Below are 24,242 nucleotides of genomic sequence, written 5' to 3'. Positions count from 1 at the left end.
GCCTGCCCTGCAAAACGTTCCGGGTTTAGACCGCTGCGTCGCGCGAGCCCTCGGACAGAAAAGTAAAGACATAGTCCGAGAAGGAACGCCAGCATTCAACCCTGAAGGCGTCCGGCGCCGTGCGCAGCAGCACGATCTCGGTCTTGCCGAGGATGGTTCGCGACGCCGATCCAACCGGGAAGGCATCGAACGACAGGTCCTGCGGGCAGCCCGCATTGATCGTCGCCGCCGCCCCGGTCCCCGTCACGGCGATAGCGACGTTGCGATGCGAGATGCCGACCGCCGAGTGCAAGGCGGAAACCCCGGCACGATCGGCCAGCGGATCCTTGCCCGCCTCATCGATAACCAGCCATTCGTCGGGGCCGAGCCACAAGGCGGTTCGCCCGCCCTTCGAAGCGGACGTCTTCGGCTTTTTCGGCAAGGTCACGCCGAGCGCCTTGGAAAGCGCTGCGAGCGAGGCCTCCGGTGCACGCAATGAAATGCGCTCAGCCGGCGGCAGCACCTCGACCTTGACGCCGGTAGAGGTCGTGCTGCGTCCGGCCAGCGCCGGACGGCGTTCTACCGAAGGCGATGCGGCCGATGCCGTCTTTCTTGCAGCAGCCTTAGCCATTGAGGCGCCCTCCCGTCTCGTCGAAGAACACCATGCCGGTAACCTCCACCTCGATCACCCCGTGCGGCATCGGCACATAGAGCGTGTCGCCCATGCGGTCGCGGCCACCAGCGACCAGCGCCAGCGCGATCGACCGGCCGCAATTTTCCGACCAATAGCTCGAGGTGACATGGCCGATCATCTTCATCGGGATCGCCTGCTTCGGATTTTCGACGATCTGCGCGCCCTCTTCCAGCACCACCTTCGGGTCTTTCGTTTTCAGCCCGACCAACTGCTTGCGGCCCTTGGCGACAAGGTCGGGCCGCGTCAAGCCGCGGATGCCGACGAAGTCCGTCTTCTTCTTGCCGACCGCCCAGTCGAGACCGGCATCGTTCGGCGTCACCGTGCCGTCGGTGTCCTGGCCGACGATGATGTAGCCCTTTTCGGCGCGCAGCACGTGCATGGCCTCGGTACCGTAGGCGGCAGCGCCATGCTTCTGGCCTTCGGCCCAAAGTGCTTCCCAGACGGCCTGGCCGTAGTCGGCCGGCACGTTGACCTCGAAGCCGCGCTCGCCGGTGAACGACATGCGGAACAGCCTGGTCGGCACGCCGCAGATCTTACCTTCGCGCACCGACATATGCGGCAGCCCCTCGTCCGACATGTCGATGCCTTCGACCAAGGGCTCTATAATCTTCCGCGCGCTCGGCCCCTGCACGGCAATGACCGCCCACTGCTCGGTGATCGAGGTCAGCCAGACATTGAGATGCGGGAACTCGGTCTGGAGATAATCCTCCATGTGGTTCATGACGCGCGGCGCGCCACCAGTCGTCGTCGTCACGTGGAAACGATCGGGCGCCAGTCTGCCGACGACGCCGTCATCGTAGATGAAACCGTCCTCGCGCAGCATGATGCCGTAGCGGCAGCGGCCGGGCTCCAGCTTCTCCCATGGGTTGGTGTAGAGCAGTTCCATGAATTTCGCCGCATCCGGACCGACCACTTCGATCTTGCCCAGCGTCGAGGCATCGAACAGGCCGGCCGTCTTGCGCACCGCGACGCATTCGCGGTCGACCGCGGCGTGCATGTCCTCGCCTGCCTTGGGGAAATACCAGGCGCGTTTCCACTGGCCGACATCCTCGAACACCGCGCCTTGCGCCTCTGCCCAGGGATGGATCGCAGTCTTGCGCGTCGGGTCGAACAGCGGACCCCGCGCATGGCTGACGATCGCGCCGAAGGTCACCGGCGTATAGGGCGCCCGGAACGTGGTCAGGCCGACCTCGGGGATCGGCTTGCCCAGTGTCTCGGCGGCAATCGCCAAACCGTGCATATTGGAGGTCTTGCCCTGGTCGGTCGCCATGCCGTTGGTGGTGAAGCGCTTGACGTGCTCGATCGAGCGCATGCCTTCATGCACCGCCTGGCGGATATCCTTGGCTGTGACGTCGTTCTGGAAGTCGACGAACGCCTTCACGGTCGTGTCCGGCCCGGCGCCGGGGGCCGCACCCAGCATGCCGCGCGACCAACTCTCCGAGGCGTCGACCTTCGGCTTCGTACCCTTGGCGGTTTTCGCGCCCGCATCCTTGGCCGCCTTGGCGCCCGCCGCATAGGCCTCGTCGACCGTGGCGGACAGCCCGTCGGTGCCGTTGCAGGCGCCGACAGAGACGCAGTCCTGCGCATAGGTGCCCGGCACGAAGCGCTTGGTCTCGTCGTTGAAAGCCACCTTGCCGCGCGACTGCGAGAACAGATGCACCGACGGCGTCCAGCCGGCCGACATCAGGATCGCATCGACCGGAATGGTGCGTTCGCCGCCGCCATTCTTCGGCTGCACGGTCATCGACGACACCCGCAACTTGCCGCCTGCGCGGATCACCGCGCGGCCGAAATTGACCTCGATGCCGAGCGCCCTCGCCTCGTCGATCACCGGCCCGGTCGGGTTGTCGCGCAAATCGACGATCGCCGCCACGTCGACGCCGGCCTTCTTGAGGTCGATTGCCGCTGCATAGGCGGAATCATTGGCGGTGTAGACGCCGACATTCTTGCCGACCGCGACGCCATAGTGGTTGAGATAGGTGCGCGCCGCTCCTGCCAGCATGATGCCCGGCCGATCATTGTCGGCGAAGACCATGTGGCGCTCGATGGCGCCGGAGGCCAGCACCACGCGCTTGGCCCTCACCTGCCACAGCCGCTCGCGCGCCAGATCGTGGCCGGGAGCCTTCAGATGATCGCTGACTCGCTCGACCAGCCCGACGAAATTCTGCGCATAATAGCCGAACGCCGTCGTGCGCGAGAGCACGCGGACATTGCCCATGGCGGCGAGCTTGGCCACCGCACCTTGAGCCCAGGCAAAGCCGTCCTGGCCTTCGATTTTCGCACCGCTCTCGAACCGCAGGCTGCCGCCGAACTCGGCCTGCTCATCGGCGAGGATGACGCGCACGCCGGTCTCGGCTGCGGCAAGCGCCGCCGCGATGCCGGCGGCACCGCCGCCCAGCACCAGCACCTCGCAATGCGCATAGCGCGACGAATAATGGTCCGGATCCGGCTTGTCCGGGGAAACGCCAAGTCCGGCCGCGGCGCGGATCTTGGGTTCGTACAGGCTCTTCCATGCAGCCTTCGGCCACATGAAGGTCTTGTAGTAGAACCCGGCCGAAAACAGCGGCGAAGCAAGGTCGTTGACCGCGCTGACGTCGAAGGACAGCGACGGCCAGCGGTTCTGCGACTGCGCGTCAAGCCCGTCATAGAGTTCCTGCACCGTAGCCCGCACATTCGGCGTCTTGCGTGCCGCGTCACGCTTGATCTCGACCAGCGCGTTCGGTTCCTCGGCGCCCGCCGACAGGATGCCGCGCGGACGATGGTACTTGAACGAGCGGCCGACAAGATGGACGCCATTGGCGAGCAGGGCCGAAGCCAGCGTGTCGCCCTCGATGCCGGCATAGGACTGGCCATCGAAGCTGAACCGCGCGGTCTTCGCCTGCTTGAAGCGACCGGCGCCGGGAATGCGGAACGCGCCGATCATTTGGCACCCACTTCGTTGGAGTTTTTGGGTAGCTTGGAGGGTTTCGGCTCGCCGGCCTTGTAGGTCATGACGAACTTGTCGGTGACGGTGTCGCGCACGGCGTTGAAGAAACGCGCGCAGCCATGCATGTGCCGCCAGCGCTCATAAATGATGCCCTTGGGGTTCGAGCGGATGAAGAAGAATTTTTCGAAGTCGTCGTCGCTCTCGCCGGCCATGTTGGCCGAGCGCGCTATGTGCGCCTCGCCGGCGTTGCGGAACTCGAGCTCCGGGCGCTCTTCCTCGCAATAGGGGCAACGGATGAGAAGCATTGTCCTGGTTCCTACAATTCGCCGTGGCCGACGCGGGCGCCCGCCGGTTGATCGCAAAGCTTCTGTCCCAACGTCGCGAACGGCGCGACGAGCCGGATGCGCTCTTCCACGCTTGCAGCGGGACGAAACAGATCGCGAGACGCCATGTTGCCAAGGGTGAGTTGCATCGGATCGGTTGTGACGATCACTTGACGTGGCTGGAACGTCTCGTCCTCCTCGAGCCCTTCGGGTCGTCCCTCGAAGAACATCACCACCTTCTGACCGCCGCTCCAGACGCAGGCCAGCGTGCCGTCGTCGACCGAAAACGGCCAGCCGGCCTCGTTGCCGGCGCGACTGATCGGCTGCAGCCGCACCTCGTCCGCCGAAGGAAAATGGAACATGCCCTGTTCCCCCGCCAGCATCAGCGGCATCGCGACAGCCATCTGCGCCATCATCAATGCGCCACCGCCGCCGCCGCCGCCTCGTCGATGAGGCGGCCGGTGCGGAAGCGCTCGATGGTGAAGGGCGCGTTGATCGGATGCGGATCATCCCTGGCGATGGTGTGGGCGAAGACATGGCCCGAGCCCGGCGTTGCCTTGAAGCCACCCGTGCCCCAGCCGCAATTGACATAGAGGCCGGGCACCGGCGTCTTGGCCAGGATCGGCGAACGGTCGGGTGTGACGTCGACGATGCCGCCCCAGGAGCGCAGCATCTTCATGCGCGTGAAGATCGGGAACATCTCGCAGATGGCGTCCAGCGTATGCTGCAATATGTGCAAGCCGCCCGTCTGCGAATAGGAGACGTACTGGTCGGTGCCGGCGCCGATCACCAGCTCGCCCTTGTCGGACTGCGAGATATAGGCGTGCACCGTGTTCGACATCACCACGCAAGGCACCACCGGCTTGACCGGCTCCGACACCAGCGCTTGCAACGGATAGCTCTCCAGCGGCATGCGCACGCCGGCCATGTTCATGATCACCGAGGAATGGCCGGCGGCAACGACGCCGACCTTCCTGGCGCCGATGAAGCCGCGCGTCGTGTCGACGCCCATGACCGCGCCATTGGCGGCGCGCTTGACGCCGGTGACTTCGCAATTCTGGATGATGTGGACGCCCCGCGCCGAGGCGCCGCGCGCATAGCCCCAGGCAACCGCATCGTGCCGCGCCGTGCCGCCGCGCCGCTGCAAGGCCGCACCGACGACCGGATAGCGTGCATCCTTGGAGGTGTTGAGCGGTGGACAGAATTCCTTCGCCTGCTCCGGCGTCATCCATTCATTGTCGATGCCGTTCAGCCGGTTGGCGTGGACGTGGCGCTTCAGCACCTGGACGTCGTGCACGTTGTGGGCGAGCATCATGACGCCGCGGGCCGAATACATGACGTTGTAGTTGAGCTCCTGGCTCAGCCCATCCCACAGCTTCAGCGCGTGGTCGTAAATGCCGGCGCTCTCGTCATAGAGATAGTTGGAGCGGATGATGGTGGTGTTGCGGCCGGTGTTGCCGCCGCCGAGCCAGCCCTTTTCCAGCACCGCGACATTGGTGATGCCGTGCACCGTGGCGAGATAGTAGGCTGTGGCCAGGCCATGGCCGCCGGCGCCGACGATGATGACGTCGTATTCCTTCTTGGGCTCAGGCGAGGACCACTGCTCCTCCCAGCCCTTGTGGCCGCGCATGGCCTCGCGGGCGATGGCGAATACCGAATATTTCTTCAACGTCCCAACCTCGCCCCAGAAAAGGCCTCGCGAATAACGGCCGGGCGTTCATTCGATCCCGGCGCGCGAGGTGTATCACTAGCGAAACGGCGCTTCCACCCTTGCGCTGTTTGCGACGGCGCTTGCCGTTTTGCGCCACGGCGAAAAAGCCGCATGCGATCTGGCAGCTAAGGCCCCGTTCGGTCACACTGCCTGTCGCGAGGCTCTGGAGGATCATTATGGGCAATGCCTGGTGGAATCTGACGTTGCGCTTCCTGCTGGAGCTTGCCGCCTTGCTCGGGCTCGGCATCGCCAGCTGGCGCCTCTCACACGATTGGTGGCGCTGGGTCGCTGCGTTGGCCATACCGCTCGTTGCTGCTGCGCTGTGGGGAACCTTCGCCGTGCTCAATGATCCGAGTCGGTCGGGCCGCGCCCCTGTGCCGGTTCCGGGGGCGGTGCGGCTGGTGCTGGAACTCGTCATCCTGTTCGGCGGCGCGGCTGGGTTCTACCTGGCCGGCCAAACGACCACGGGCATCGTCATGGCCCTGCTGATCGTCATCAGCTACGCATTCTCGCTCGATCGCCTGGCGTGGTTGTTGCGGCGATAATTCGCCCCACTGGCCTCCCTGTTTGGCGAGTGACGAGGAAGGCGCGGCGTATCGATCAACCGCACGTGAAGTCTTTTTGCGGCCAAGACGCATGTTCATAGCCGCAAGGCGGGCGGCCGGTCTTGCTTTTTCCGCTCGATTTGGCAATGCCGTTTCCTGTCGAAACGGGTCTTCTTGCCAAACCGGTCCTGCAAACATGATGCTGATCAGAACCTATGTGGCTGCGAGCGCGATCGAGGGTGTCGGTGTGTTCGCCGCCGAGCCGATCGGGAAAGGCGCTTCGATCTGGCGGCTCGATCCGGATTTCGACCGGCTCATCCCGATGGAAAAATACGAGGCGGCGCCCTCGCATCTCAGGGAACTGCTTGACCGCTATGCCTATCCGAGCCCGGACCGGCCGGGTTTCATGGTCTATGAAGTCGACAATGGGCGCTTCATGAACCATTCCGGCAACCCAAACACGGATTTTTCGAAATATGGCGGGGCAACCGCGACCCGCGATATCGCCGAGGGCGAGGAGATCACCTGCGACTACGGTGAGTTCTTCGAGGATTTCGAGCGGCTGCATTTGGCGACGGCATAGAGATCTGCTGGAGAGTGCGAGGCAAGCTGGCCTCGGCTTGGCCGCCATCATTCGTCTGAAGCGACTGCCTTGCCGCCCTGGCCCATGGGGTGGAAATATTGAGGCAGAGCGAGCATACTGCTCCATGTGTTCCTTTGATGAGGAATATGCCGATGCGTCTCGGGGCAAGAAGCGTTCCGATCGAGTACTATGTTCTCAGGATCGCCGCACCCGCCGCCGGCCGACCCAGCGAAAGCAAGGTCGTCGGCCACTTTGCTGAACGGCCAATTTTTTCCGAGGTCATAGATACCTTCGGCGACCACTATCACTACGTTGGACTTGCGCCACGGCTTGCAGATGGCCGGTTCGATGTCGAAGCGCTCTCGCCAGGTGAATGGATTGTCGAGCCAGGATTGATCTACAGATCAGATAACTGGAGGAGTTGAGCCAATGGCCGGTGCTACATCGAAGCTGCGAGGGAAAATCCCGCCGTTGCCGGATGCCGATTCGCTTTTGGCCTCGGCACCAGAGTCTGCGGCTCTGGTGCGTTACCTTGCCTCCTTGGCAATGACCGCCGTCGCCACGGTCGTGGCAGTTGGTGTCGACAGTCGCGTGGCGATCCCGAACATCTCCCTCGTGTTTGTGGTGCCGGTGATTGTAGCGGCCATTAGCTTAGGCTTAGGCCCCTCCCTCTTTTCGGCAATACTTGGTGCTCTCGCCTACAATTTCTTTCTCACAGAGCCTCGCTACACACTGATCGTCGACGACCCGGCAAACGTCTGGGCGATCGGGCTGCTTTTTGTAGTCGGACTAATCGTGAGTGCCGTTGCATTCACTTCCCAGCGCAGTGCAGCCGATGCGTCGCTCCTGAGAAGGCAGGCAACGGTGCTGCAGGGCTACGGCCGCGACGTCGCGGCCGCTGACAATGCGCAGGCGATCGTCTCGATCACCGCCCGTGCTCTTGCAGCGCTTTTTCAAGTCCCTGTCGTCGTCGTTCTCGTGATGGAGAGCAAGGTGATTTCCGTCGAGAGAGTCGGCAACCTAGAGCCCCTGGACGCGGAAATCGAGGCGGCGCGATCGTCGTTGGCCACGGGGCTGTTCTCGCCCTCTGGCGTTTACCCGGCCTTAGCCTCGCGCTTTGACTTCTGGCCTGTGGTGACAGCTGAAGGCCAGGGTGCCGCCATTGGACTCGCATTCGACCCCGATGAACGTCCGTCGGCGCCTGCCGCGGTCGTCGACATCGTAGGGCGTTTTCTGGCCCTGGCCCTTGACCGTCAGCTGCTGCGGGCCAGCAGCGATATTCGATGACGTTCGAACTCGCAATGCTGGCCGGGGGTTGCGCTCTCGGGCTGTTCCACATTGTCCTGGCATCGCATTCGGCTAGCCTCCAGCGCAGCTACCGCTGGACCGCTAGCGCGCGGGACGCGCCGCAGTCACCGCTCACGGGCGTCGCCGGTCGTCTCTCTCGCGCTTCCGCCAATTTCGGCGAGACCTTCCCCCTGTTCATCGCGGCGGTGGTGCTGGCGCACCTCGCGAATGCCCACGACGGTCGAACGATCTGGGGCAGCGCGCTCTATCTCGGTGCCCGACTCGTCTATCTGCCGCTCTATGCAGCAGGCATCTGTCTGGTGCGCTCACTGGTGTGGAACATCGCCGTCGCAGGCATCGCGCTGCTGATCTGGGCAGCGGCGTTGCCTTGACCCAATCACGACCGTCGACCCGGCCCCTTTGACCGCAACGATCGCCCGGTTCAGCGTCTCCTCTCCGGCAGCATCGAGGCTGGAATTCGGCTCGTCCAACACGACAAGGGCGGGCCAGAGGGAAGCGACGCTTAAGCCAACCATAGCGGGCTTTTCGTAGGGCTTCGGAGCTACCCTGTTGCGGGGCTAGACTTATTCGATAGCACCTTTCCCGTGCAGATGGATTTCAGATCACGAACAAATAAGGAAACATCTCCGAAGTAATTCGGATACATTTCAACAAGCTTTTCGACCTTATCAACCTCGACCAAGACAGCCTTTGCACCAATGCCCCTTAGCTCGATTTTCTGCTCTATCTCTTCCAATGTCCGCGCACCCAACATAAGCGTCCAAAATGGTTGGATGGTCACGCTGTGATCTTTGTGATATTGGATCAAATAGTATCGATATTTTTCCGCTGGCTGTCCGGGATATTCCGAGTAACGGGTAAGATTCTTAATGTCTTCTAGTATGCTGGTCGCACCTATACGCTTGTTGATATCCCGCAATTCTCGCACCCGGTCATTGTGATCCGGAACACCGATATGATCGGGACACTGCTCAACGTGCGCGAATTCCGCGGACATAAGCTGGAAAAGGCGTAACCAATCCTGCTCGCCCTTTCCGTGCTTCAAATCCTGGCCCAGGAATAGCCCGACAGCCTCAACTGCGGTCGCCCATGAGTGCTGAAGTTTGGTCCGAACTTGCAATTCGATGCGTCGTCCCTCGAAAGCCTCAGTGTCGGCATCCCTAGGTCGGTACTGGAAAACAATATGGTGACTTCGATAGCCGTCCGGCTTCGGCTCATCGATATAGTTGAATTCTCGCGAGTGGATCTCATGAGGGAACTTGTCTCGCATCGATGCGAGAAGCGAGCGAACACCTTTGATGTCGGCCATGATCGCTCGGCAACCGCCGATGTCGTTCATGGTGTCCAATTTGGTGGTGGACTCTCGAAGCTTCCGACGAATGGATGCCATACGCTTCGGACGGGATGCCATGTCGCCCTTCAGTCGCAGGGCTCTCATGTGGTGACCGACAGAGAACCGAACGCTCCGCATGGGCAGAAAGTGCGAGTCGCGCCAGCTATTGGCGATCGAGAAGATTTCAAGTGCGTCCACGTACTGGCCGGCAGTGATGTCTCGTCCGAACTGAATAGGTTTTGCCAGCCGGTCGCCTGCCTTGCGAACGGCTCTCATGCTGTAGGCAAGGCGCGGGTACTCAGTCATTGGACCCATGAAGTCAAGGTAATCCGCCTCATTCTGTACTGGCGGGACTACCGCAAGGGAATCAAATCTCATGGGTCGTATCCCTTTGGGTAAGCGAAGTACAACATACGGTTATATTCCTGGGTTGCGGCGACCATGCCGGCGCGCCCTTCGGCCTTATAGCGCTCGACCCAACGCGCCACGATCTTGGCCGACACGCCGTAGACGCGCGCCGCATGGGCTTGGGAAAAAGCGCCTTCTATCACCGAAAGCGCCATCTCCTCTCGACGCAAAGGCGTGAGACGGGCATTCTTGTGGATGTTCATTCGGATCCTCCGGTGAGTGCTGCAGCTTGGTAACTCCAGTCTCCTCGGTCCGATCCGAACGGACAACCCTCTGAAAGCTCACATCTAGAGCACGGCCAGAGGCCATAGCGATCGCCAAGCAACTGGTCTTGCATACGCCCTCCCGCGGGCGGTGCGTTGTAAGCGCTGGCATCCACTCGATTCTTGCTGAAATTCCAGCTAGCTTGGGGAAAGATGGCTCAGTTCTGGTCGGTGAATCACAATCAGACCGCCCGTCAAGAGATTGATGGGCAGCACCTTTGGTCCCCCAAGACCGAGAGCAATGGCGCGCGAAATGAGTTCTACAACAAGATGGGCCATGCGACGCCCGGCGACCGATCAATTGGCTATATGGGCCGGGATAGCGGAAATCGCCTTCACCGCTCCGAAACCAATGGAGTTCGGAGACACCGGAACTTATTGGAATCAAGAGGGATGATTTCTGCCGATCTTTTGGATACCACTTTGCCCTTCGATCCATCCCAAAACAACAACAGCGAGTCTCGGCCCGCTCCCGCCGAGGCGATATTCGCCGATCCATCAAGTTTCGGACTCAGGCAATCAGAAAGCCTATCCGACAGGCATTCCACAGAAGTAATACAGATTGAAAATCGCGGCCTCATTTTTCAAAACCAGGATGGTTTCGAAGCCGGAGCGTCGCTCACGGTCCTCAAGGCGAGAATTCTAAGAGACGTTCAACAATGACCCAGCACGCAGAAAACGCTCGAATTCTCATGTACAGCCACGACACGTTCGGGCTCGGCCACTTGCAGCGCTGCCGGACTATCGCGCATTCGCTGGTCGAGGATTTCCGCGGACTTCAGGTGCTTATCATTTCGGGTGCGACAATCGCTGGCGCCTTCGACTACCGCGCCCGTGTCGACTTCGTGAAGATCCCCAGCGTCATCAAGTTGCGCAACGGCGAGTACACCTCGCTGGAAAAGGACATCGATCTGCATGAGACCCTAAGGATGCGCCAGTCGATCATCCGGCACACTGCCGAGACCTTCCGGCCGGATATCTTCATCGTCGACAAGGAACCGCTAGGCCTGCGCGGTGAGATCGAGGACACGCTGTCCTACCTCAAGACGCGGGGCACAACGCTGGTGCTCGGCCTGCGCGAGGTGATGGATGCGCCGCACCTGCTCGAAGCAGAATGGGCACGCAGGGATGTGATGCGCAAGATAGGCCTGTTCTACGACAAGGTCTGGGTCTATGGCCCGCCGGATTTCTATGATCCGTTGACCGGCTTGGATGTGCCGCCGGCTGTCAGGGCAAAGATGAAGTTCGTCGGCTTCCTGCAACGGAGCCTGCAAAAGAACGAGTTGCCCGGCCACCGGCCCGAGGGCGACTATATCCTCGTTACCACCGGTGGCGGCGGTGATGGCGCCGAACTGATCCACGACGTCATCGATGCCTACCAGCAGGACCCGCAATTGCAGCACAGGGCGCTGATCGTGCTTGGACCTTACATGCCGGCGCGCAAGCGCAACAAACTGCTCAAAAAGGGGTCCAAGATCCCCTACATCAAGATCATCGAGTTCGACAACCGCATGGAGGACCTGATTGCCGGCGCCAAGGCGGTGGTGGCGATGGGCGGTTACAACACCTATTGCGAGATACTGTCTTTCGACAAGCCGGCGCTGATCGTGCCGCGCGTCAAGCCCCGCGAGGAACAACTGATCCGAGCACGGCGCGCAGCCGAACTCGGCCTCATCGAGATGCTCTTGCCGGAAGAAGCCGAGGATTCCCAGCGGTTTGCCGATGCACTGAAGGTGCTGCCGGACCGGGCCCGCCCATCGCAGAGCAATCCGCATCTGACGCTGGAAGGGTTGCCTCATATTTCCGAAATCGTCGCGGAACTGCTCGACCGGCGGGCCGGCCATCACCTTTCGGTCATTGAAGGCATGAACTGACTTGCAAAATCGCAAGATCGTCGTGGTTCTGAAGGGCTATCCGCGGCTGTCGGAAACCTTTATCGCACAGGAACTGCTCGGTCTGGAGCGTGCGGGGTTCGACCTGATACTCTTCGCGCTCAGGCGGCCGACCGACGCAAAACGCCACCCCGTGCATGACGAGATCAAAGCGCCCGTCCATTATCTGCCGGAATATCTGCATGAAGAGCCGCTGCGCGTGCTTCGCTCGCTGTTTGCTTGTCTGCCGCGGCCGGGCTTCTGGCGCGCTCTCGGATCGCTGGCGGCCGATCTCCCCCGCGACTTTACGCGCAATCGCGCGCGCCGCTTCGGGCAAGCGCTCGTGCTGGCGGCCGAATGGCCGGAAGACGCGGGCTGGCTGCATGCACATTTCGCGCACACGCCGGCATCGGTGACGCGCTATGCCAGCCAGCTTCGTGGCCTGCCCTGGAGCTGCTCGGCCCATGCCAAGGACATCTGGACTTCGGCGGACTGGGATTTGGCTGGCAAGCTTGCCTCGGCGCGCTGGACGGTCACTTGCACGAAAACCGGCTTCGACCGTCTGAAAAAACTCGCTAACGGCAACTCGTCCGTGCATCTGAGCTATCATGGGCTCGACCTTCATCGCTTCGGCATTTCCGGCGAAGCGCGAAAACAGCATGACGGCTCGGCGCCGGACGAACCGGTTATCGTTCTGAGTGTCGGGCGCGCCGTTGAAAAGAAAGGTTACGATACCTTGCTGGAGGCCCTTGCCCTCTTGCCTGGTGATTTGGCGTGGCGTTTCGAGCATATCGGCGGCGGCGAGGAACTGGAACGGCTCAAGGCGCTGGCGCAAAAGCTCGGACTGGATGGTCGCGTCTCTTGGAAAGGCGCGCTTGCGCAGGAGGAGGTGCTTTTGCAGTACCGCTGCGCCGACATCTTCGCCCTGGCCTGCAGGATCACCGCAAATGGCGATCGGGACGGTCTGCCGAATGTTCTGGTGGAGGCGGCTAGCCAGCGGCTTGCCTGCGTGTCGACCGATATTTCTGGCGTGCCGGAGCTTATATCGCCGGATGAAACCGGGCTGCTGGTTCCGACGGATAGCCCAATTGCCCTGGCACAGGCGCTGGAGCGCCTGATCCGTGATCCCGTGCTGCGCGCCCGCCTCGGCGACGCCGCGGAGCGGCACGTGCGCGGCAATTTCGATCATATTGCGAGCATTGGACAGCTCAAGGAACTGTTCGAGCGCGAGTGGCGGGCCGCCGATTGAAGCGACTGCGCGCCTTCCTCTATGTCCAGCACCTGCTCGGCATCGGCCATCTCGCGCGCTCCAGCCGGGTCGCGGCGGCTCTGGTCGATGACGGGTTTGACGTAACCGTCGTGACCGGCGGAGCGCCGGTCGCGGGATTTCCGGGACCGGGGGTAAAATCTGTAACCCTGCCGCCTGTCACCTCCGGTGATGAAGGATTTTCGGGACTTGTCGACCTGCTGGGCAAACCGATCGACGATGATTTCAAGAAACGGCGTTCAGAGATGCTGCTGCAGGCATTCCGGGACTGCAGGCCTGATATCGTCATTGTCGAGGCGTTTCCATTTGGACGCCGGCAGATGCGTTTCGAACTCTTGCCGCTCATCGAGGCCATCGACGCGGCGTCGCCCAGACCGCTGCTGGCGACGTCCGTCCGTGATATCCTTCAGGAGCGCGTCAAGCCGGGCCGAAACCAGGAAACGGTCGATTTGATCAACAGGCATTTCGACCTTGTTATGGTCCACGGCGATCCGGCTTTCGCAACCATCGACAAGACATTTCCACTGGCCGGGGCGATCAGGGCCGAGGTCGTCTACACAGGGCTCGTTGCCGCGCCGCCATCGCCCGCGGCGTCCGAGCGCTTCGACATTCTGGTGTCGGTTGGCGGCGGAGCTGCCGGAAAGAGGCTTGTCAGTTCCACCGTCGCAGCGGCACGGAATGCCGACAACGGTTGGAAATGGTGTTTGATCACCGGCCCAAACCTGCCCAAGGACGAGTTTGACGCGATCGCCGGCTATGCCACGCCGGGCCTGTCCATCTTCCGGTTCCGCGAGGATTTCGCCAGCCTGCTGACCGGCGCCCGCCTGTCAGTGTCGCAGGCGGGTTACAACACCGTCTGCGATGTCCTGCGCGCGGGTTGTCGCTCCCTGCTCGTCCCATTTGCAGCTGGCGGGGAAACAGAACAAACGGTTCGCGCCCTAATGCTCGAAGAACTCGGTCTTGCAACGGTGCTGATGGAAAAGGACCTAACGCCTGAAGGCTTGGCGCAAGCCATCGAAGAGGCGCTTGTGGCACCGACACCATCCGCGCATCGTCTCGATCTGGAAGGCGCGCGTCATTCGGCGCAAATCCTGCGCGAGCGGTATCGAACATGGTCCCTAAAAATGGAGCCCGGTTTCGGAAAAGCTCCTGATCAAACAGACGACGAATCCTAGTCTAAACAGCTCCAATCAGCATGAAGCGCGTATAATTTTTTGTCGGCAGTTCGCCGGAGAACCGCACCTCCCGTAGCGCCGCCATTGCTTCGAAGGCTGCCAGTGAAGCCACGCAGTTGATGTGCGTCGGCTCGCTGAAATAATCGTTCGATTGCAGCAGAACATTCGTGCCCCGCGGAAGCAGAGCAAGCCAGGCGCGCAGATCGGCTATGTGTTCGCAGCTCGTATTGACCGTCAGGTCGGGCCGCCCGGCCGCATAGTCTAGTGCGTACATATCCGCCGTCAGCGCCCGGAACCGGTCGCCGGCTTCCCGGTTGAGGGTCACGGCGACCGGCGCGACTTCGGGATCGATGTCGATGCTATCCACCGCCGCGATATCGAAGCGGGCGTCGTTGAAAAGCATTGCCGGCAATACGCCGTACCAACCACCCAGAACCCATATGCGCCCGAACCGGCCGCCGCAGCTTTCGAACAGCCTGTCGAGCGCCCACACCTTGCAGGCGACCTGTTTGTGGTTGAAGGCGTTGCCTATATCGGCGTTCGGATGCTTGGCGATGACGCGCGCCAGCCCCGCCACGAGAGGGCGGTCGACATAGGCAGCAATTCCCCGCGTGAGGTCCAAGGCTTGATCGTGCCAGTCCATGCCGGCATTGCGTGGTTGCGTGACATCCATCATATTCGTCTTGTATGGTGGGATGTCGGGCGACACAACGCAATCTTGCCCCCCGCAAGGCCGTTTGATCCGCGGATTTGATTATGCTGTTAGCCGCTTCGCCATTGCCCGGTGCCGGAGAGAGCCGGTTGCATCTATGGGGACCATCGGTGTCCTTCGTGCACCGCAGCTTCGAGCTTGTCATTGGCGACGAAGAAATTGCCTATACGCCATGCGCCAGCAGCCGCTTTTTTATCCCGCATCCTTCCAACTGAAGGATCCACAGTCGCATATGGAACCCAGCCTAGCCCGCTATATCTGGACCCACACCAAGAAGCAGCAGCTTTGGATATTGATGATCGTCGTGCTTTCGATGATCCCGTATTTCATGTCCTTCGACCTGCCGAAGCTGATCGTCAACGGCCCGATTCAAGGCAAGGGCTTCGAGCAACCGGGCGCGACCCTGCCATTCATGAGGCTACACTATAACCTGCCGTTCATTGGCGAGGTCCTGTTCTTCTCCGGTTTTCAGCTAGGCCGCAAGGCGACGCTGTTTGCTCTGAGCGTTGTGTTTCTCTTGCTGGTTGTCATCAACGGCCTGTTTAAACTCTACATCAACACCTACAAGGGCCGTCTTGGTGAACGCATGCTGCGGCGTCTCCGCTTCGATCTGGTCGATCGTGTGCTGCGGTTCCCGCCGGTTTATTTCAAGCGGGTGAAATCCGCCGAAGTGGCGACCATGGTGAAGGACGAGGTGGAGCCGCTGGGCGGCTTTATCGGCGATGCGTTCCTGCAGCCGGTACTGCTCGGCGGCCAGGCGCTGACGGCCATGCTCTTCATCATGGTCCAGAACGTCTGGCTCGGAATGATAGCGGTCGTGATCGTGGTGATCCAGATCGTCCTCATCCCGCGAATGCGGCGGCGGCTGATCGTGCTCGGGCGCCAACGGCAATTGACGGCGCGCGCACTTTCGGGGCGGGTTGGCGAAATCGTCGACGGCATCGGCGCGGTTCACGTCCACGATACATCAAACTATGAGCGCGCCGACATAGCTGCCCGGCTCGGGCTCATCTTCAAGATCCGCTTCGATCTTTACCAATGGAAATTCATGGTAAAGTTCCTCAACAATTTTCTCGCGCAGCTCACGCCCTTTCTGTTCTACATGATCGGCGGGTACCTGGTCATTCAGGGCCGGCTGGACGTCGGCCAGCTCGTGGCCGTGATCGGCGCCTACAAGGACCTGCCCGGACCGATGAAGGAACTTATCGACTGGGATCAGGATCGGCAGGATGTCCAGGTCAAATATCAGCAGGTCGTTGAACAGTTCACCGTGGAGGGTCTCATTGCGCCTAGAATCGGGGCGTTGGCGATCGACGATCCAGATCCGATGACCAACCCCCTGTCGGCGATCGGTCTGTCCATAGCAGACGATGGCGGTGCGATGCTTCTCAACCGTGTCTCCCTCCAGGTCAAGCCGGGTGAGACGGTGGCGCTGGTCAGTACCGCGACAGGTGGAGCCGAAGCGCTTGCAGAAGCCTTCGCGCGGCTGAGCTGGCCCGACAGCGGAAGGATCGCTTCGGGCACCGACGACCTGCTTGAACTCCCCGAAGCAGTGACCGGACGGCGCATGTCCTACGCCTCGTCGGATGTTTTCCTGTTCCAGGCAAGCCTCCGCGATAACCTGCTCTACGGGTTGAAGCATGCGCCGCTGACACCGGTGACTTATGACGGTGCCGCGGCAGACCAGCACCGCTGGAACATCGACGAGGCGCGCCGGTCGGGCAATCCGGATTTTGATATTCACAGCGACTGGATCAACTATGCTTCCGCCGGCGCCACCGGCCCGCACGACCTCTTTGAAGCCGTGCGCCGGGTGCTCGACGCGGTTGTTCTGTCGCGCGACATTCTGGATCTTGGCTTGCGCTCTTCGGCCGACCTCAAGCGTCACACGGAACTTGCCAGGCGGATCGTCGAACTGCGTGCGGCGCTGCGAACCCGGCTGGAACAGGAAGGGCTGAGCGGACTGGTGGTTCCTTTCGAACCGGGCGCCTACAACAAGGAAGCGACGATCGGCCAGAACCTGCTCTTCGGCGCTGCCGCCGGCCCCGAACTGGCCGACAGGGCCCTGGCGGCCAACCCCTATTTTGCTTCTGTGCTGAAGCAAGCCGGCCTCGACCGCACGCTCTACGAAATGGGCATGGAAATCGCCCAACAGGCGATCGAGCTGTTTGCCGACTTGCCACCCGATCACCAGTTCTTCCAGCAGCTTGCCTTCATGAGCGCCGAGGAGATACCGGCCTACGAAACCTTGCTGCAACGGCTCAAGAACCGTCCCTATGAGGCGGTTTCGGAGAACGACCGCGCCATGATCGTTAGCTTGAGCTTTGCCTATATCGAGCCCCGGCACCGCTTCGGCCTGCTGAGCGATGAGCTGATGAGCAAGATCGTCGCTGCCCGCAACCGGTTCTATGAAAACCTGCCGCCCGAGCTGCATAACGCGATCGAACGGTATGATCCTGCCAAATACATTGCCGCGGCTACCGTCATGGATAATGTCCTGTTCGGGCGTGTGGGCAACAACCATCCCGACGCGCCGGACCGCATACGCTCCATCCTCTATGACATTCTTGACGAGCTGGGGCTTTATGGCGAACTTCTCGATGTCGGCCTGGATTTCAACGTCGGCGCCGGCGGCAGGCGGCTGACCGGTGGACAGCGACAGAAGCTCGATGTTGCCCGAGCCCTGCTCAAGCGTCCCGATTTTCTCATTCTCAACCGGCCGCTATCGGCGCTCGACCAACGCATGCAGGATAGGGTGCTGCGAAACGTGCTCGAGGAAGCCAGGAGCGACGGCCATTCGCCGGCAATTGTGTGGGTCGTGACGAATCCGTCAATGGCGATGATGTTCGATCGCGTTATCGTCTTCGACTCGGGTCAATTGGTGGAAGACGGAACACACGAGACACTTTTGGCAGAGAACGGTATCTTCAAGGAACTGGTGTCGTAGAGTGACGTCCCGGAGACGGAATTAATTCCATCCGGGCGCCCGTTGCTCTAGTCTGGCAAACGCGAATTTTGAGGTTTGCGACAATGCTGCTCAAGGATGAAGTTGGAATGCTGCAACGCGTTCCCTTGTTTTCTGGCATCGAGTTGACAAAGCTCAAACTGCTTGCGTTCACATCCGATCGCGTGAGCTACAGCGCCGGCCAGATCCTTTTCCGGCAGGGCGACGAGGGAGATGCCGCCTATGTCATCCTTTCAGGCAGCGCGGATATTCTGGTCGATTCCGACAGCGGACCGATAAAAGTTGCCGAAATGGCCCCAAATTCGATTGTTGGCGAGATCGCCATACTGTGCAACAGCTCCCGCACTGCAACCGTCAGAGCGGCAAGTGAGCTGGAAGCCTTAAGAATCCGCAAGGATCATTTCCTGAGGCTTATGAAGGAGTCTCCGGAAATGACCATTGAGATATTGAGGGTTCTTGCCGATCGCCTAAGCCATACCACTGCGGATCTGATCGACGCACGAAGCGCCAAATAGCGAATGACGTGCGGTCGATCCTCCCCGTCGTGACAGCACCGGCCTCTTGCTGAGAAGGTCACTGGAGGAAACCTGTCTCGCCTCTTGGTTGGACGCAAATTCCGGACGGAAAACCGGTTCACACTTTTCCTGGAATTGCTCTAGCAGCAGTTGTTTGGCTACGATGAGCGACGGGAACCGCGAAGGGGCTACCATGGACGACGTTTTCCTGGTCAGGTTTTGGGGTGTGCGCGGCAGCATTCCGGTATCGGGGCCAGAATTCTCTCGCTATGGCGGCAACACAAGCTGCATTGAGTTGCGATGCGGTAAGCATACGCTTCTGTTCGACGCGGGCTCTGGCCTGCGGCCTGCCGGCGGCGCGCTTCGGACGTCGGGCGTGACCGATTTCGACCTCTTTTTCACCCATTGCCACTACGATCACATTATCGGGCTGCCGTTCTTTGCGCCGATCTACGACCGGAGCGTCAAGGTTACGCTTTGGTCCGGGCATCTTGCAGGACGCATGACGACCCGGCAGATGGTCGATGAGTTCATGCGGCCGCCGTGGTTTCCGGTGAAACTGGAGGTCTGCAAGGCAAGCCTCGACTGCCGCGATTTCGTATCCGGAGACGTGCTTCGGCCGCGCGAAGGGGTGGTGGTCCGAACCGGCAGTCTTGTTCACCCAGGCGGCTGCATCGGCTACCGGGTCGAATGGGGAGGCCGCGTCGTGGCGGTGATCACAGACACTGAGCACGAGCCGGACAAACTCGATCGCGCGGTGCTCGGCCTGATCGAAGATGCCGACCTCGTCATCTACGACTGCACCTACACCGAGGAGGAAATGGAACGCCGCCGCGGTAACGGGCACTCGACATGGCAACAGGGCGTCAAGCTCTGTGAGGCGGCCGGTGCGCGAGGGCTTGCGCTGTTTCACCACGATGCGACACGCACCGACAAGGAACTGGATGAGATCGAGAAACTGGCCAAAGACAGGTTTGCCGGCGCTTTTGCCGCGCGGGATGGCCAGACGCTCGAATTTCCAGTCTCATTGCACAAAAAGCGCTGAGCTATTTTTCCTCTACCGCGCTGCGCCCGATCAATGTCCTGATTGGAAGCCATGCGCAGGAGTCAGTCTGTGCGGTGACTGTGAACAGCCGTTCGAGGAAAAGCCAGGCCGATTCATCATGTACGAGATGGTGGGTGAGCAGGCCGACCGGTTCGTCGTCGAATGCATGCTGCAAGTGCGCGATGATAGCCTGGACCAATAGGCCATGATCGCGGCAGCCGCGCGTGCCATGCCAATCCATGATGTCGACATTGCTGTTGATGACCGCCAGTGAAGCCGGCTTCGGCAGCCCATAGACCGACAATGCCGCAAATCCTATCGATCCAAGGTCGGATACCAGGCCGGCGTCGATCCTGTTCCAGGGGGGGACCAGCATCGGAACGGTGCGCGCGCCGTGCAGGCCGGTTACGTGCGACAGCCCGCCAGCCAGTTCATCGAGCACCGCCTCGCGTGGCCGATGGGCGCCGAGTTCCTGCTTTTTGTGACCCTCGGGCGCATGATTTCGGTGCACCCAGCCATGGATGGCGACCCTGGCATGCGGCGCCTCGTCAAGCCGGGCGACAAGCTTCTCATCAGTGAGGGCCGGAATGACGGCCAGAGTGACCGGAACCGCGAATTCACCGGTGAGGTCGAGCAACCGATCAAGCGCGGGTGTCGGATCCACGGCATCATCGTCGCGCAGCCAGAACTCTGTCTTACGACCCGCCCGTTGCCGGCCCGCCAGCTCTTCCACCAAGGGCTGCCAGATCCGATCGGATGTCATGAAACGGAGACCTTCGGAAGAAGCTCGGCCAGACGCGCCGCTGCAACGCCGAGGGAACGCTCTTCAAGGATGAAACGTCTGGCTTCCGCGGCCATGATGGTTCTTTCGTCGTTACGGACCAGAAGCCTTTCAATGGCGGAAGCGAACGCCGCCACATCGCGCGGCGGGGTGAGAAACCCGGTCTGGCCATCTCGCACGACTTCCGGCACGCCGGCGATGTCCTGAGCCACCACCGGAAGGCCGGCGGCCTGTGCTTCAAGATAGGCAACGCCATAGGCCTCGCCATGACCCGGCCAGACGTAAATTCCTCCACCATAGAGGACATCCGGCACGGCGGCTGGCTCAATCGCGCCAAGCCATTCGATACGGTCGGCGGGCAAGCCGGCGAATTGCGCCTTGACCTCGTCACGGGCGGGCCCGTCGCCGACGACCGACATGGTCCAGGGCAGGTGGCCGATCACACCGAGCGCTTGCGCCAGCATGCGATAGCTTTCGACTTTGTCGCCCGGGCGCATCATGGCAACGGTAACGAGGCGCGTCGGACAACCTCGTGCCGGCATTTCGCGGAATGCCGATGTGTCGATAAAGGGCGACAGCATATCAAGAGCGACGTCCGGTATCGCATCTGCCAGTCCCTGACGGTCCCTTTGCGTGAAGCAGATGTTCAGCGCCGCCTGTTCGACGGCGCGCACCACCAACTCTTGCGTATCGGCCCACAAACCGGCATTGCGCCGGCTCGAATAGGAAGCTTCCGCCGTCACATATGGGACAGCAAAGGTCGACGCCAGCTCAGGCCCGATCACGTCGGGCGCTTTGTAATAGGGATGATAGCAGAACCATAGATCGGGCTTGCCGTCACGATTCCAAAGCCTGGTCAGCCGCGCGGCTTCCCCTCGGGCCTCTATCTTGAGCGCATCGAAACTTTTCGGCTCCGGTTCGCGTAGATAGAAGCGCAATTCGGATGCCAGTTCGACGCTGTGTCCTCCATGCTCCAGCGCCTTGACTAGCGTGCGTGCCATCTGGCGGTCGCCGGAGGCAACGGAATGATTGGGTGACTTCAGCGGCGCGTAGAAGGCAATTCGCATCGCTCGACCCTATCATCGGAAAGCATGCGCAAGTCAATTTAAAGGCATGATCGACTTCACCTTCAAGCAGTGGAATGTGCTATCTGATGCTCATGGAAACAGCTGCCGCGTCCGACCCGTTTGTCGCTTCTCTGCCGGTCTTCGCAAAGTTCGAAAGCGTTGCCGATATCGACAACTATCGGCCTCTCCCCGATGGCTGGGCGCTGGCCACCGCCGACATCGTCGGCTCGACCAAGGCGATCGAGGCTGGGCACTATAAAACCGTCAATATGGCCGGCGCCAGCGTCATTTCGGCGCTGCTCAATGCGCTGGGCCGGCAAGATCTGCCCTTTGTCTTCGGCGGCGACGGCGCGCTCGTCGCGTTTCCCGGCTCGGCGCTGGAGATCACCCGCAACGCGCTGGCGGCTGTCCAGAGATGGGTGGCGGACGAACTGGGCCTAACCCTGCGTGCCGCGATCGTGCCGATAAAGGATATTCGAGCGCAAGGCCTCGACGTTCGCGTGGCGAGATTCCAGGCCTCCGATGCGGTCTTCTATGCCATGTTCGCCGGCGGTGGCGGCAGTTGGGCGGAAGCCGAGATGAAAGCGGGGCGCTACCGCATCGATCCTGCGCCGGCAGGCGCTCGGCCGGACCTGACCGGCCTCTCCTGCCGCTGGAACCCGATCGAAACCCGGCATGGCGAAATCGTCTCGATCATAGCCATACCGGGGGTGTCGCGCGACCTGCGCGGTTTTCAGTTTCTGGCATCCGACATCATCGCCCTTGCCGGCAGGCAGGAACGCGATGGCCACCCGGTGCCGGTGAACGGGCCGGGCTACAGCTTGCTGCCCGCCGGCCTGGATATCGAGGCGCGGGCCACGGCGCCGGCAGGACGGCGGTGGCTGTCGAAGGTGTGGATAGTGTTCCTGATGACGCTTACGGCCGTCGCCGATAGATATGGCTGGACGATCGGCGGTTTCGATCCGAAGATCTACAAGCGCGACGTAGCCAGCAATTCGGATTTCCGGAAATTCGACGACGGTTTGAAGATGACCATCGACGTTGACACGGATTTGCTGCAACGGATCGAGAACCGGCTGAAACAGGCGGAAGAGGCGGGCATCTGCAACTATGGCCTGCACCGCCAGAAATCGGCCTTGATGACATGCCTCGTCGCCTCGCCTCTGCAGCGCGATCACGTTCATTTCATAGATGGTGCCGCCGGCGGCTATGCGATGGCTGCCGCAAGCTTGAGGGCAAAGTTGCCGGTCTGATGACGGCTTGCGAGAATCCATTTTCCGCAATATGCCTCGGCCATGGTTCCTGGGACCATGGTAAGCCGCGCCATGGGAGCGGCCAGCCTATCCGAATTAACGGGAAAGCAGATTTTGGACGCTTCACGATCGGCATATGACCGTCTGCTGAACCGTATCTCGACACACGCCGCGCAAGTCGGCGTGATCGGATTGGGCTATGTCGGGTTGCCGCTGGCAATTGCGGTCGCACGCGCCGGCTTCCCGGTTTTCGGTTTCGACATTGAAGCCCAGAAGGTCGAGAGCCTGAACAACGGCCAATCCTACATTGAGGCGGTGACGTCGACAGCCGTTGCCGGCCACGTGGCGAGTGGACGGTTCCGCGCCACCGCGGATTTTGCCGAATTGTCCATCTGCGATATCATCATCATCTGCGTTCCGACACCGCTGACGAAAAACCGTGAGCCGGACCTCTCCTTTGTCAGGAACACCGCAGGCACCATCGCAAAGCATCTGCGTCTCGGCCACCTCATCGTGCTGGAATCTACTACCTATCCCGGTACCACCGACGACGTGGTCAAGCCCATACTGGAAGAAACCGGCTTGCAGTCGAAGATAGACTTCTTCCTCGGCTTCTCGCCCGAACGCGAGGATCCCGGCAATCGCAACTTTGAAGTCGCGACGATCCCCAAGGTCGTGGCGGGTGACGGCATTGAAGCGGCGACGCTCGTGCAGGCTTTCTACCAAGGCGTGGTCAAAACCGTCGTTCCGGTTTCCACCATGGCGACCGCCGAGGCAGTCAAGCTGACGGAAAACATCTTCCGTTCGGTCAACATAGCCCTCGTCAACGAATTGAAGATCGTGCTCGGCGCGATGGGCATCGACATCTGGGAGGTGATCGAGGCGGCCAAGAGCAAGCCCTTCGGCTACATGCCTTTCTATCCTGGCCCCGGATTGGGCGGGCACTGCGTTCCGATCGATCCCTTCTACCTGACGTGGAAGGCGCGCGAATACGAACTGCCGACCCGCTTCATCGAGCTGGCGGCGGAGATAAACACTGCCATGCCGCGTCATGTGGTCGATGAACTGGCGAAAGCGCTGGACCGGCGCTGCGGCAAGGCGCTCAGCCGCTCGCGCATTCTCATCATCGGGCTCGCCTATAAGAAGAATGTGCCCGACATACGCGAAAGCCCCTCATTGCGGCTCATTGAACTCATCGAGGAATGGGGCGGCAAGGCGGAATTCCACGATCCGCATGTTGCCGAGATACCGACCACACGGGAGCATATGGCGATCAAGGGGCGCCGCTCGGTCGAATTGACCGAGGCGGCCTTGAAGGATTTCGATGCTGTCGTCGTTGCAACCGACCATGACGCGATCGACTATCGGACAATCGCTGATCACGCCGTTCTGATTGTCGATACACGCAATGTTTTTGGCCGTCTCGGGCTCCTCCGAGAGACGGTGGTGAAGGCCTGACGGCGTTCCCAGCCGGCGAATTTTCTGCCCGATGTCAGGATCGTGATTGCACTCCGCCCG

At 61.2% G+C, this 24,242-nt stretch carries 24 protein-coding genes and 1 pseudogene; 15 read left to right on the top strand and 10 right to left on the bottom strand.

Going from position 1 to position 24,242, the window contains the following annotated elements:
- Nucleotides 1-25: 25 nt before the first annotated feature.
- Genes NKG99_RS00565 through NKG99_RS00545 form a run of 5 tightly spaced genes read right to left on the bottom strand, consistent with a single transcriptional unit; the run spans nucleotide 26 to nucleotide 5,591 of the window.
- A complete protein-coding gene (locus NKG99_RS00565) occupies nucleotides 26-610 on the bottom strand; it encodes a sarcosine oxidase subunit gamma (RefSeq protein WP_352863200.1) in 585 nt (194 codons plus the stop codon).
- Nucleotides 603-3,596, bottom strand: coding sequence for a sarcosine oxidase subunit alpha (locus tag NKG99_RS00560; protein ID WP_352863198.1), 2,994 nt, complete (start codon nucleotides 3,594-3,596; stop codon nucleotides 603-605). The genes NKG99_RS00565 and NKG99_RS00560 overlap by 8 nt, the downstream gene beginning before the upstream one ends.
- A complete protein-coding gene (locus tag NKG99_RS00555) occupies nucleotides 3,593-3,904 on the bottom strand; it encodes a sarcosine oxidase subunit delta (RefSeq protein ID WP_352863197.1) in 312 nt (103 codons plus the stop codon). Before NKG99_RS00555 ends, NKG99_RS00560 begins: the two co-directional genes overlap by 4 nt.
- An 11-nt stretch (nucleotides 3,905-3,915) precedes the next feature.
- The gene (locus NKG99_RS00550; protein ID WP_352863195.1) at nucleotides 3,916-4,338 is read right to left on the bottom strand and encodes a hypothetical protein; all 423 of its coding nucleotides are present in this window, start codon (nucleotides 4,336-4,338) and stop codon (nucleotides 3,916-3,918) included.
- Nucleotides 4,338-5,591: a sarcosine oxidase subunit beta gene (locus tag NKG99_RS00545; protein ID WP_352863194.1), complete on the bottom strand. Its 1,254-nt coding sequence runs from the start codon at nucleotides 5,589-5,591 to the stop codon at nucleotides 4,338-4,340. Before NKG99_RS00545 ends, NKG99_RS00550 begins: the two co-directional genes overlap by 1 nt.
- A 218-nt stretch (nucleotides 5,592-5,809) precedes the next feature.
- Here NKG99_RS00545 and NKG99_RS00540 point away from each other — a divergent pair, with 218 nt between their 5' ends.
- The 5 genes from NKG99_RS00540 (at nucleotide 5,810) to NKG99_RS00520 (ending at nucleotide 8,440) form a co-directional block, all read left to right on the top strand.
- Complete coding sequence (locus tag NKG99_RS00540) at nucleotides 5,810-6,178, top strand: YrdB family protein (protein WP_352863192.1); 369 nt, start codon at nucleotides 5,810-5,812, stop codon at nucleotides 6,176-6,178.
- 196 nt (nucleotides 6,179-6,374) lie between these two features.
- Nucleotides 6,375-6,761, top strand: a complete 387-nt coding sequence (locus NKG99_RS00535) for an SET domain-containing protein (RefSeq protein ID WP_352863191.1) — start codon at nucleotides 6,375-6,377, stop codon at nucleotides 6,759-6,761.
- A gap of 152 nt (nucleotides 6,762-6,913) precedes the next feature.
- Nucleotides 6,914-7,186, top strand: a complete 273-nt coding sequence (locus NKG99_RS00530) for a hypothetical protein (protein ID WP_352863190.1) — start codon at nucleotides 6,914-6,916, stop codon at nucleotides 7,184-7,186.
- 4 nt (nucleotides 7,187-7,190) lie between these two features.
- On the top strand, nucleotides 7,191-8,048 hold the full coding sequence (locus NKG99_RS00525) for a DUF4118 domain-containing protein (RefSeq protein WP_352863189.1): 858 nt from the start codon (nucleotides 7,191-7,193) through the stop codon (nucleotides 8,046-8,048).
- Nucleotides 8,045-8,440: an MAPEG family protein gene (locus NKG99_RS00520; protein WP_352863187.1), complete on the top strand. Its 396-nt coding sequence runs from the start codon at nucleotides 8,045-8,047 to the stop codon at nucleotides 8,438-8,440. The genes NKG99_RS00525 and NKG99_RS00520 overlap by 4 nt, the downstream gene beginning before the upstream one ends.
- 170 nt (nucleotides 8,441-8,610) lie before the next feature.
- Here NKG99_RS00520 and NKG99_RS00515 read toward each other — a convergent pair whose 3' ends face one another.
- Entirely contained in the window at nucleotides 8,611-9,780 is a 1,170-nt protein-coding gene (locus tag NKG99_RS00515; RefSeq protein ID WP_352863186.1) for a RelA/SpoT-related domain-containing protein, read from the bottom strand.
- A gap of 59 nt (nucleotides 9,781-9,839) precedes the next feature.
- A pseudogene (locus NKG99_RS00510) lies at nucleotides 9,840-10,013 on the bottom strand (helix-turn-helix domain-containing protein); the annotation flags it as partial.
- Nucleotides 10,014-10,196: 183 nt separating this feature from the next.
- Between NKG99_RS00510 and NKG99_RS00505 the strand changes: the two are divergent.
- The 4 genes from NKG99_RS00505 to NKG99_RS00490 are packed head-to-tail and all read left to right on the top strand — an operon-like array spanning nucleotide 10,197 to nucleotide 14,386.
- Nucleotides 10,197-10,736 carry a hypothetical protein gene (locus NKG99_RS00505; RefSeq protein WP_352863185.1) on the top strand — a complete coding sequence of 180 codons (540 nt, stop codon included), beginning with the start codon at nucleotides 10,197-10,199 and terminating at the stop codon, nucleotides 10,734-10,736.
- Nucleotides 10,733-11,947, top strand: coding sequence for a glycosyltransferase family protein (locus NKG99_RS00500; RefSeq protein WP_352863183.1), 1,215 nt, complete (start codon nucleotides 10,733-10,735; stop codon nucleotides 11,945-11,947). Before NKG99_RS00505 ends, NKG99_RS00500 begins: the two co-directional genes overlap by 4 nt.
- A 1-nt stretch (nucleotide 11,948) precedes the next feature.
- Complete coding sequence (locus NKG99_RS00495) at nucleotides 11,949-13,193, top strand: glycosyltransferase (protein ID WP_352863182.1); 1,245 nt, start codon at nucleotides 11,949-11,951, stop codon at nucleotides 13,191-13,193.
- Nucleotides 13,190-14,386, top strand: a complete 1,197-nt coding sequence (locus NKG99_RS00490) for a glycosyltransferase family protein (RefSeq protein ID WP_352863180.1) — start codon at nucleotides 13,190-13,192, stop codon at nucleotides 14,384-14,386. Before NKG99_RS00495 ends, NKG99_RS00490 begins: the two co-directional genes overlap by 4 nt.
- Before the next feature lies 1 nt (nucleotide 14,387).
- Here the strand turns inward: NKG99_RS00490 and NKG99_RS00485 are convergent, their stop codons facing one another.
- Complete coding sequence (locus NKG99_RS00485; protein ID WP_352863479.1) at nucleotides 14,388-15,059, bottom strand: class I SAM-dependent methyltransferase; 672 nt, start codon at nucleotides 15,057-15,059, stop codon at nucleotides 14,388-14,390.
- Nucleotides 15,060-15,142: 83 nt separating this feature from the next.
- On the opposite strand from NKG99_RS00485, the gene NKG99_RS00480 reads away from it, so the two are divergent.
- From NKG99_RS00480 to NKG99_RS00465, 4 genes are all read left to right on the top strand, one after another.
- On the top strand, nucleotides 15,143-15,313 hold the full coding sequence (locus NKG99_RS00480) for a hypothetical protein (protein WP_352863179.1): 171 nt from the start codon (nucleotides 15,143-15,145) through the stop codon (nucleotides 15,311-15,313).
- Nucleotides 15,314-15,330: 17 nt separating this feature from the next.
- Nucleotides 15,331-18,045 carry an ABC transporter transmembrane domain-containing protein gene (locus NKG99_RS00475; protein ID WP_352863178.1) on the top strand — a complete coding sequence of 905 codons (2,715 nt, stop codon included), beginning with the start codon at nucleotides 15,331-15,333 and terminating at the stop codon, nucleotides 18,043-18,045.
- A gap of 83 nt (nucleotides 18,046-18,128) precedes the next feature.
- Nucleotides 18,129-18,578, top strand: a complete 450-nt coding sequence (locus tag NKG99_RS00470; RefSeq protein ID WP_352863176.1) for a cyclic nucleotide-binding domain-containing protein — start codon at nucleotides 18,129-18,131, stop codon at nucleotides 18,576-18,578.
- Between the two features lie 193 nt (nucleotides 18,579-18,771).
- Nucleotides 18,772-19,623, top strand: coding sequence for an MBL fold metallo-hydrolase (locus tag NKG99_RS00465; protein ID WP_352863478.1), 852 nt, complete (start codon nucleotides 18,772-18,774; stop codon nucleotides 19,621-19,623).
- A gap of 1 nt (nucleotide 19,624) precedes the next feature.
- On the opposite strand, the gene NKG99_RS00460 is transcribed toward NKG99_RS00465, so the two are convergent.
- Nucleotides 19,625-20,386, bottom strand: coding sequence for a polysaccharide deacetylase family protein (locus NKG99_RS00460; RefSeq protein ID WP_352863175.1), 762 nt, complete (start codon nucleotides 20,384-20,386; stop codon nucleotides 19,625-19,627).
- Nucleotides 20,383-21,471, bottom strand: coding sequence for a glycosyltransferase family 4 protein (locus NKG99_RS00455; RefSeq protein WP_352863174.1), 1,089 nt, complete (start codon nucleotides 21,469-21,471; stop codon nucleotides 20,383-20,385). The genes NKG99_RS00460 and NKG99_RS00455 overlap by 4 nt, the downstream gene beginning before the upstream one ends.
- Nucleotides 21,472-21,545: 74 nt before the next feature.
- On the opposite strand from NKG99_RS00455, the gene NKG99_RS00450 reads away from it, so the two are divergent.
- Both NKG99_RS00450 and NKG99_RS00445 read left to right on the top strand, forming a co-directional pair.
- Nucleotides 21,546-22,724, top strand: coding sequence for a DUF3095 domain-containing protein (locus NKG99_RS00450; protein ID WP_352863172.1), 1,179 nt, complete (start codon nucleotides 21,546-21,548; stop codon nucleotides 22,722-22,724).
- 114 nt (nucleotides 22,725-22,838) lie between these two features.
- Entirely contained in the window at nucleotides 22,839-24,182 is a 1,344-nt protein-coding gene (locus NKG99_RS00445; protein WP_502910869.1) for a nucleotide sugar dehydrogenase, read from the top strand.
- Nucleotides 24,183-24,242 lie beyond the last annotated feature (60 nt).

This window comes from Mesorhizobium sp. M1409 (assembly GCF_040317535.1).
Classification (GTDB): domain Bacteria; phylum Pseudomonadota; class Alphaproteobacteria; order Rhizobiales; family Rhizobiaceae; genus Mesorhizobium.
This window is presented reverse-complemented; position numbering and strand designations above follow the sequence as displayed.

Coding starts and splice junctions, on each gene's coding strand:
- NKG99_RS00565 (WP_352863200.1), bottom strand. CDS start 610: ATGGCTAAGGCTGCTGCAAGAAAGACGGCATCGGCCGCATCGCCTTCG.
- NKG99_RS00560 (WP_352863198.1), bottom strand. CDS start 3,596: ATGATCGGCGCGTTCCGCATTCCCGGCGCCGGTCGCTTCAAGCAGGCG.
- NKG99_RS00555 (WP_352863197.1), bottom strand. CDS start 3,904: ATGCTTCTCATCCGTTGCCCCTATTGCGAGGAAGAGCGCCCGGAGCTC.
- NKG99_RS00550 (WP_352863195.1), bottom strand. CDS start 4,338: ATGATGGCGCAGATGGCTGTCGCGATGCCGCTGATGCTGGCGGGGGAA.
- NKG99_RS00540 (WP_352863192.1), top strand. CDS start 5,810: ATGGGCAATGCCTGGTGGAATCTGACGTTGCGCTTCCTGCTGGAGCTT.
- NKG99_RS00535 (WP_352863191.1), top strand. CDS start 6,375: ATGATGCTGATCAGAACCTATGTGGCTGCGAGCGCGATCGAGGGTGTC.
- NKG99_RS00530 (WP_352863190.1), top strand. CDS start 6,914: ATGCGTCTCGGGGCAAGAAGCGTTCCGATCGAGTACTATGTTCTCAGG.
- NKG99_RS00525 (WP_352863189.1), top strand. CDS start 7,191: ATGGCCGGTGCTACATCGAAGCTGCGAGGGAAAATCCCGCCGTTGCCG.
- NKG99_RS00520 (WP_352863187.1), top strand. CDS start 8,045: ATGACGTTCGAACTCGCAATGCTGGCCGGGGGTTGCGCTCTCGGGCTG.
- NKG99_RS00515 (WP_352863186.1), bottom strand. CDS start 9,780: ATGAGATTTGATTCCCTTGCGGTAGTCCCGCCAGTACAGAATGAGGCG.
- NKG99_RS00500 (WP_352863183.1), top strand. CDS start 10,733: ATGACCCAGCACGCAGAAAACGCTCGAATTCTCATGTACAGCCACGAC.
- NKG99_RS00485 (WP_352863479.1), bottom strand. CDS start 15,059: ATGGATGTCACGCAACCACGCAATGCCGGCATGGACTGGCACGATCAA.
- NKG99_RS00480 (WP_352863179.1), top strand. CDS start 15,143: ATGCTGTTAGCCGCTTCGCCATTGCCCGGTGCCGGAGAGAGCCGGTTG.
- NKG99_RS00475 (WP_352863178.1), top strand. CDS start 15,331: ATGGAACCCAGCCTAGCCCGCTATATCTGGACCCACACCAAGAAGCAG.
- NKG99_RS00470 (WP_352863176.1), top strand. CDS start 18,129: ATGCTGCTCAAGGATGAAGTTGGAATGCTGCAACGCGTTCCCTTGTTT.
- NKG99_RS00465 (WP_352863478.1), top strand. CDS start 18,772: ATGGACGACGTTTTCCTGGTCAGGTTTTGGGGTGTGCGCGGCAGCATT.
- NKG99_RS00460 (WP_352863175.1), bottom strand. CDS start 20,386: ATGACATCCGATCGGATCTGGCAGCCCTTGGTGGAAGAGCTGGCGGGC.
- NKG99_RS00455 (WP_352863174.1), bottom strand. CDS start 21,471: ATGCGAATTGCCTTCTACGCGCCGCTGAAGTCACCCAATCATTCCGTT.
- NKG99_RS00450 (WP_352863172.1), top strand. CDS start 21,546: ATGTGCTATCTGATGCTCATGGAAACAGCTGCCGCGTCCGACCCGTTT.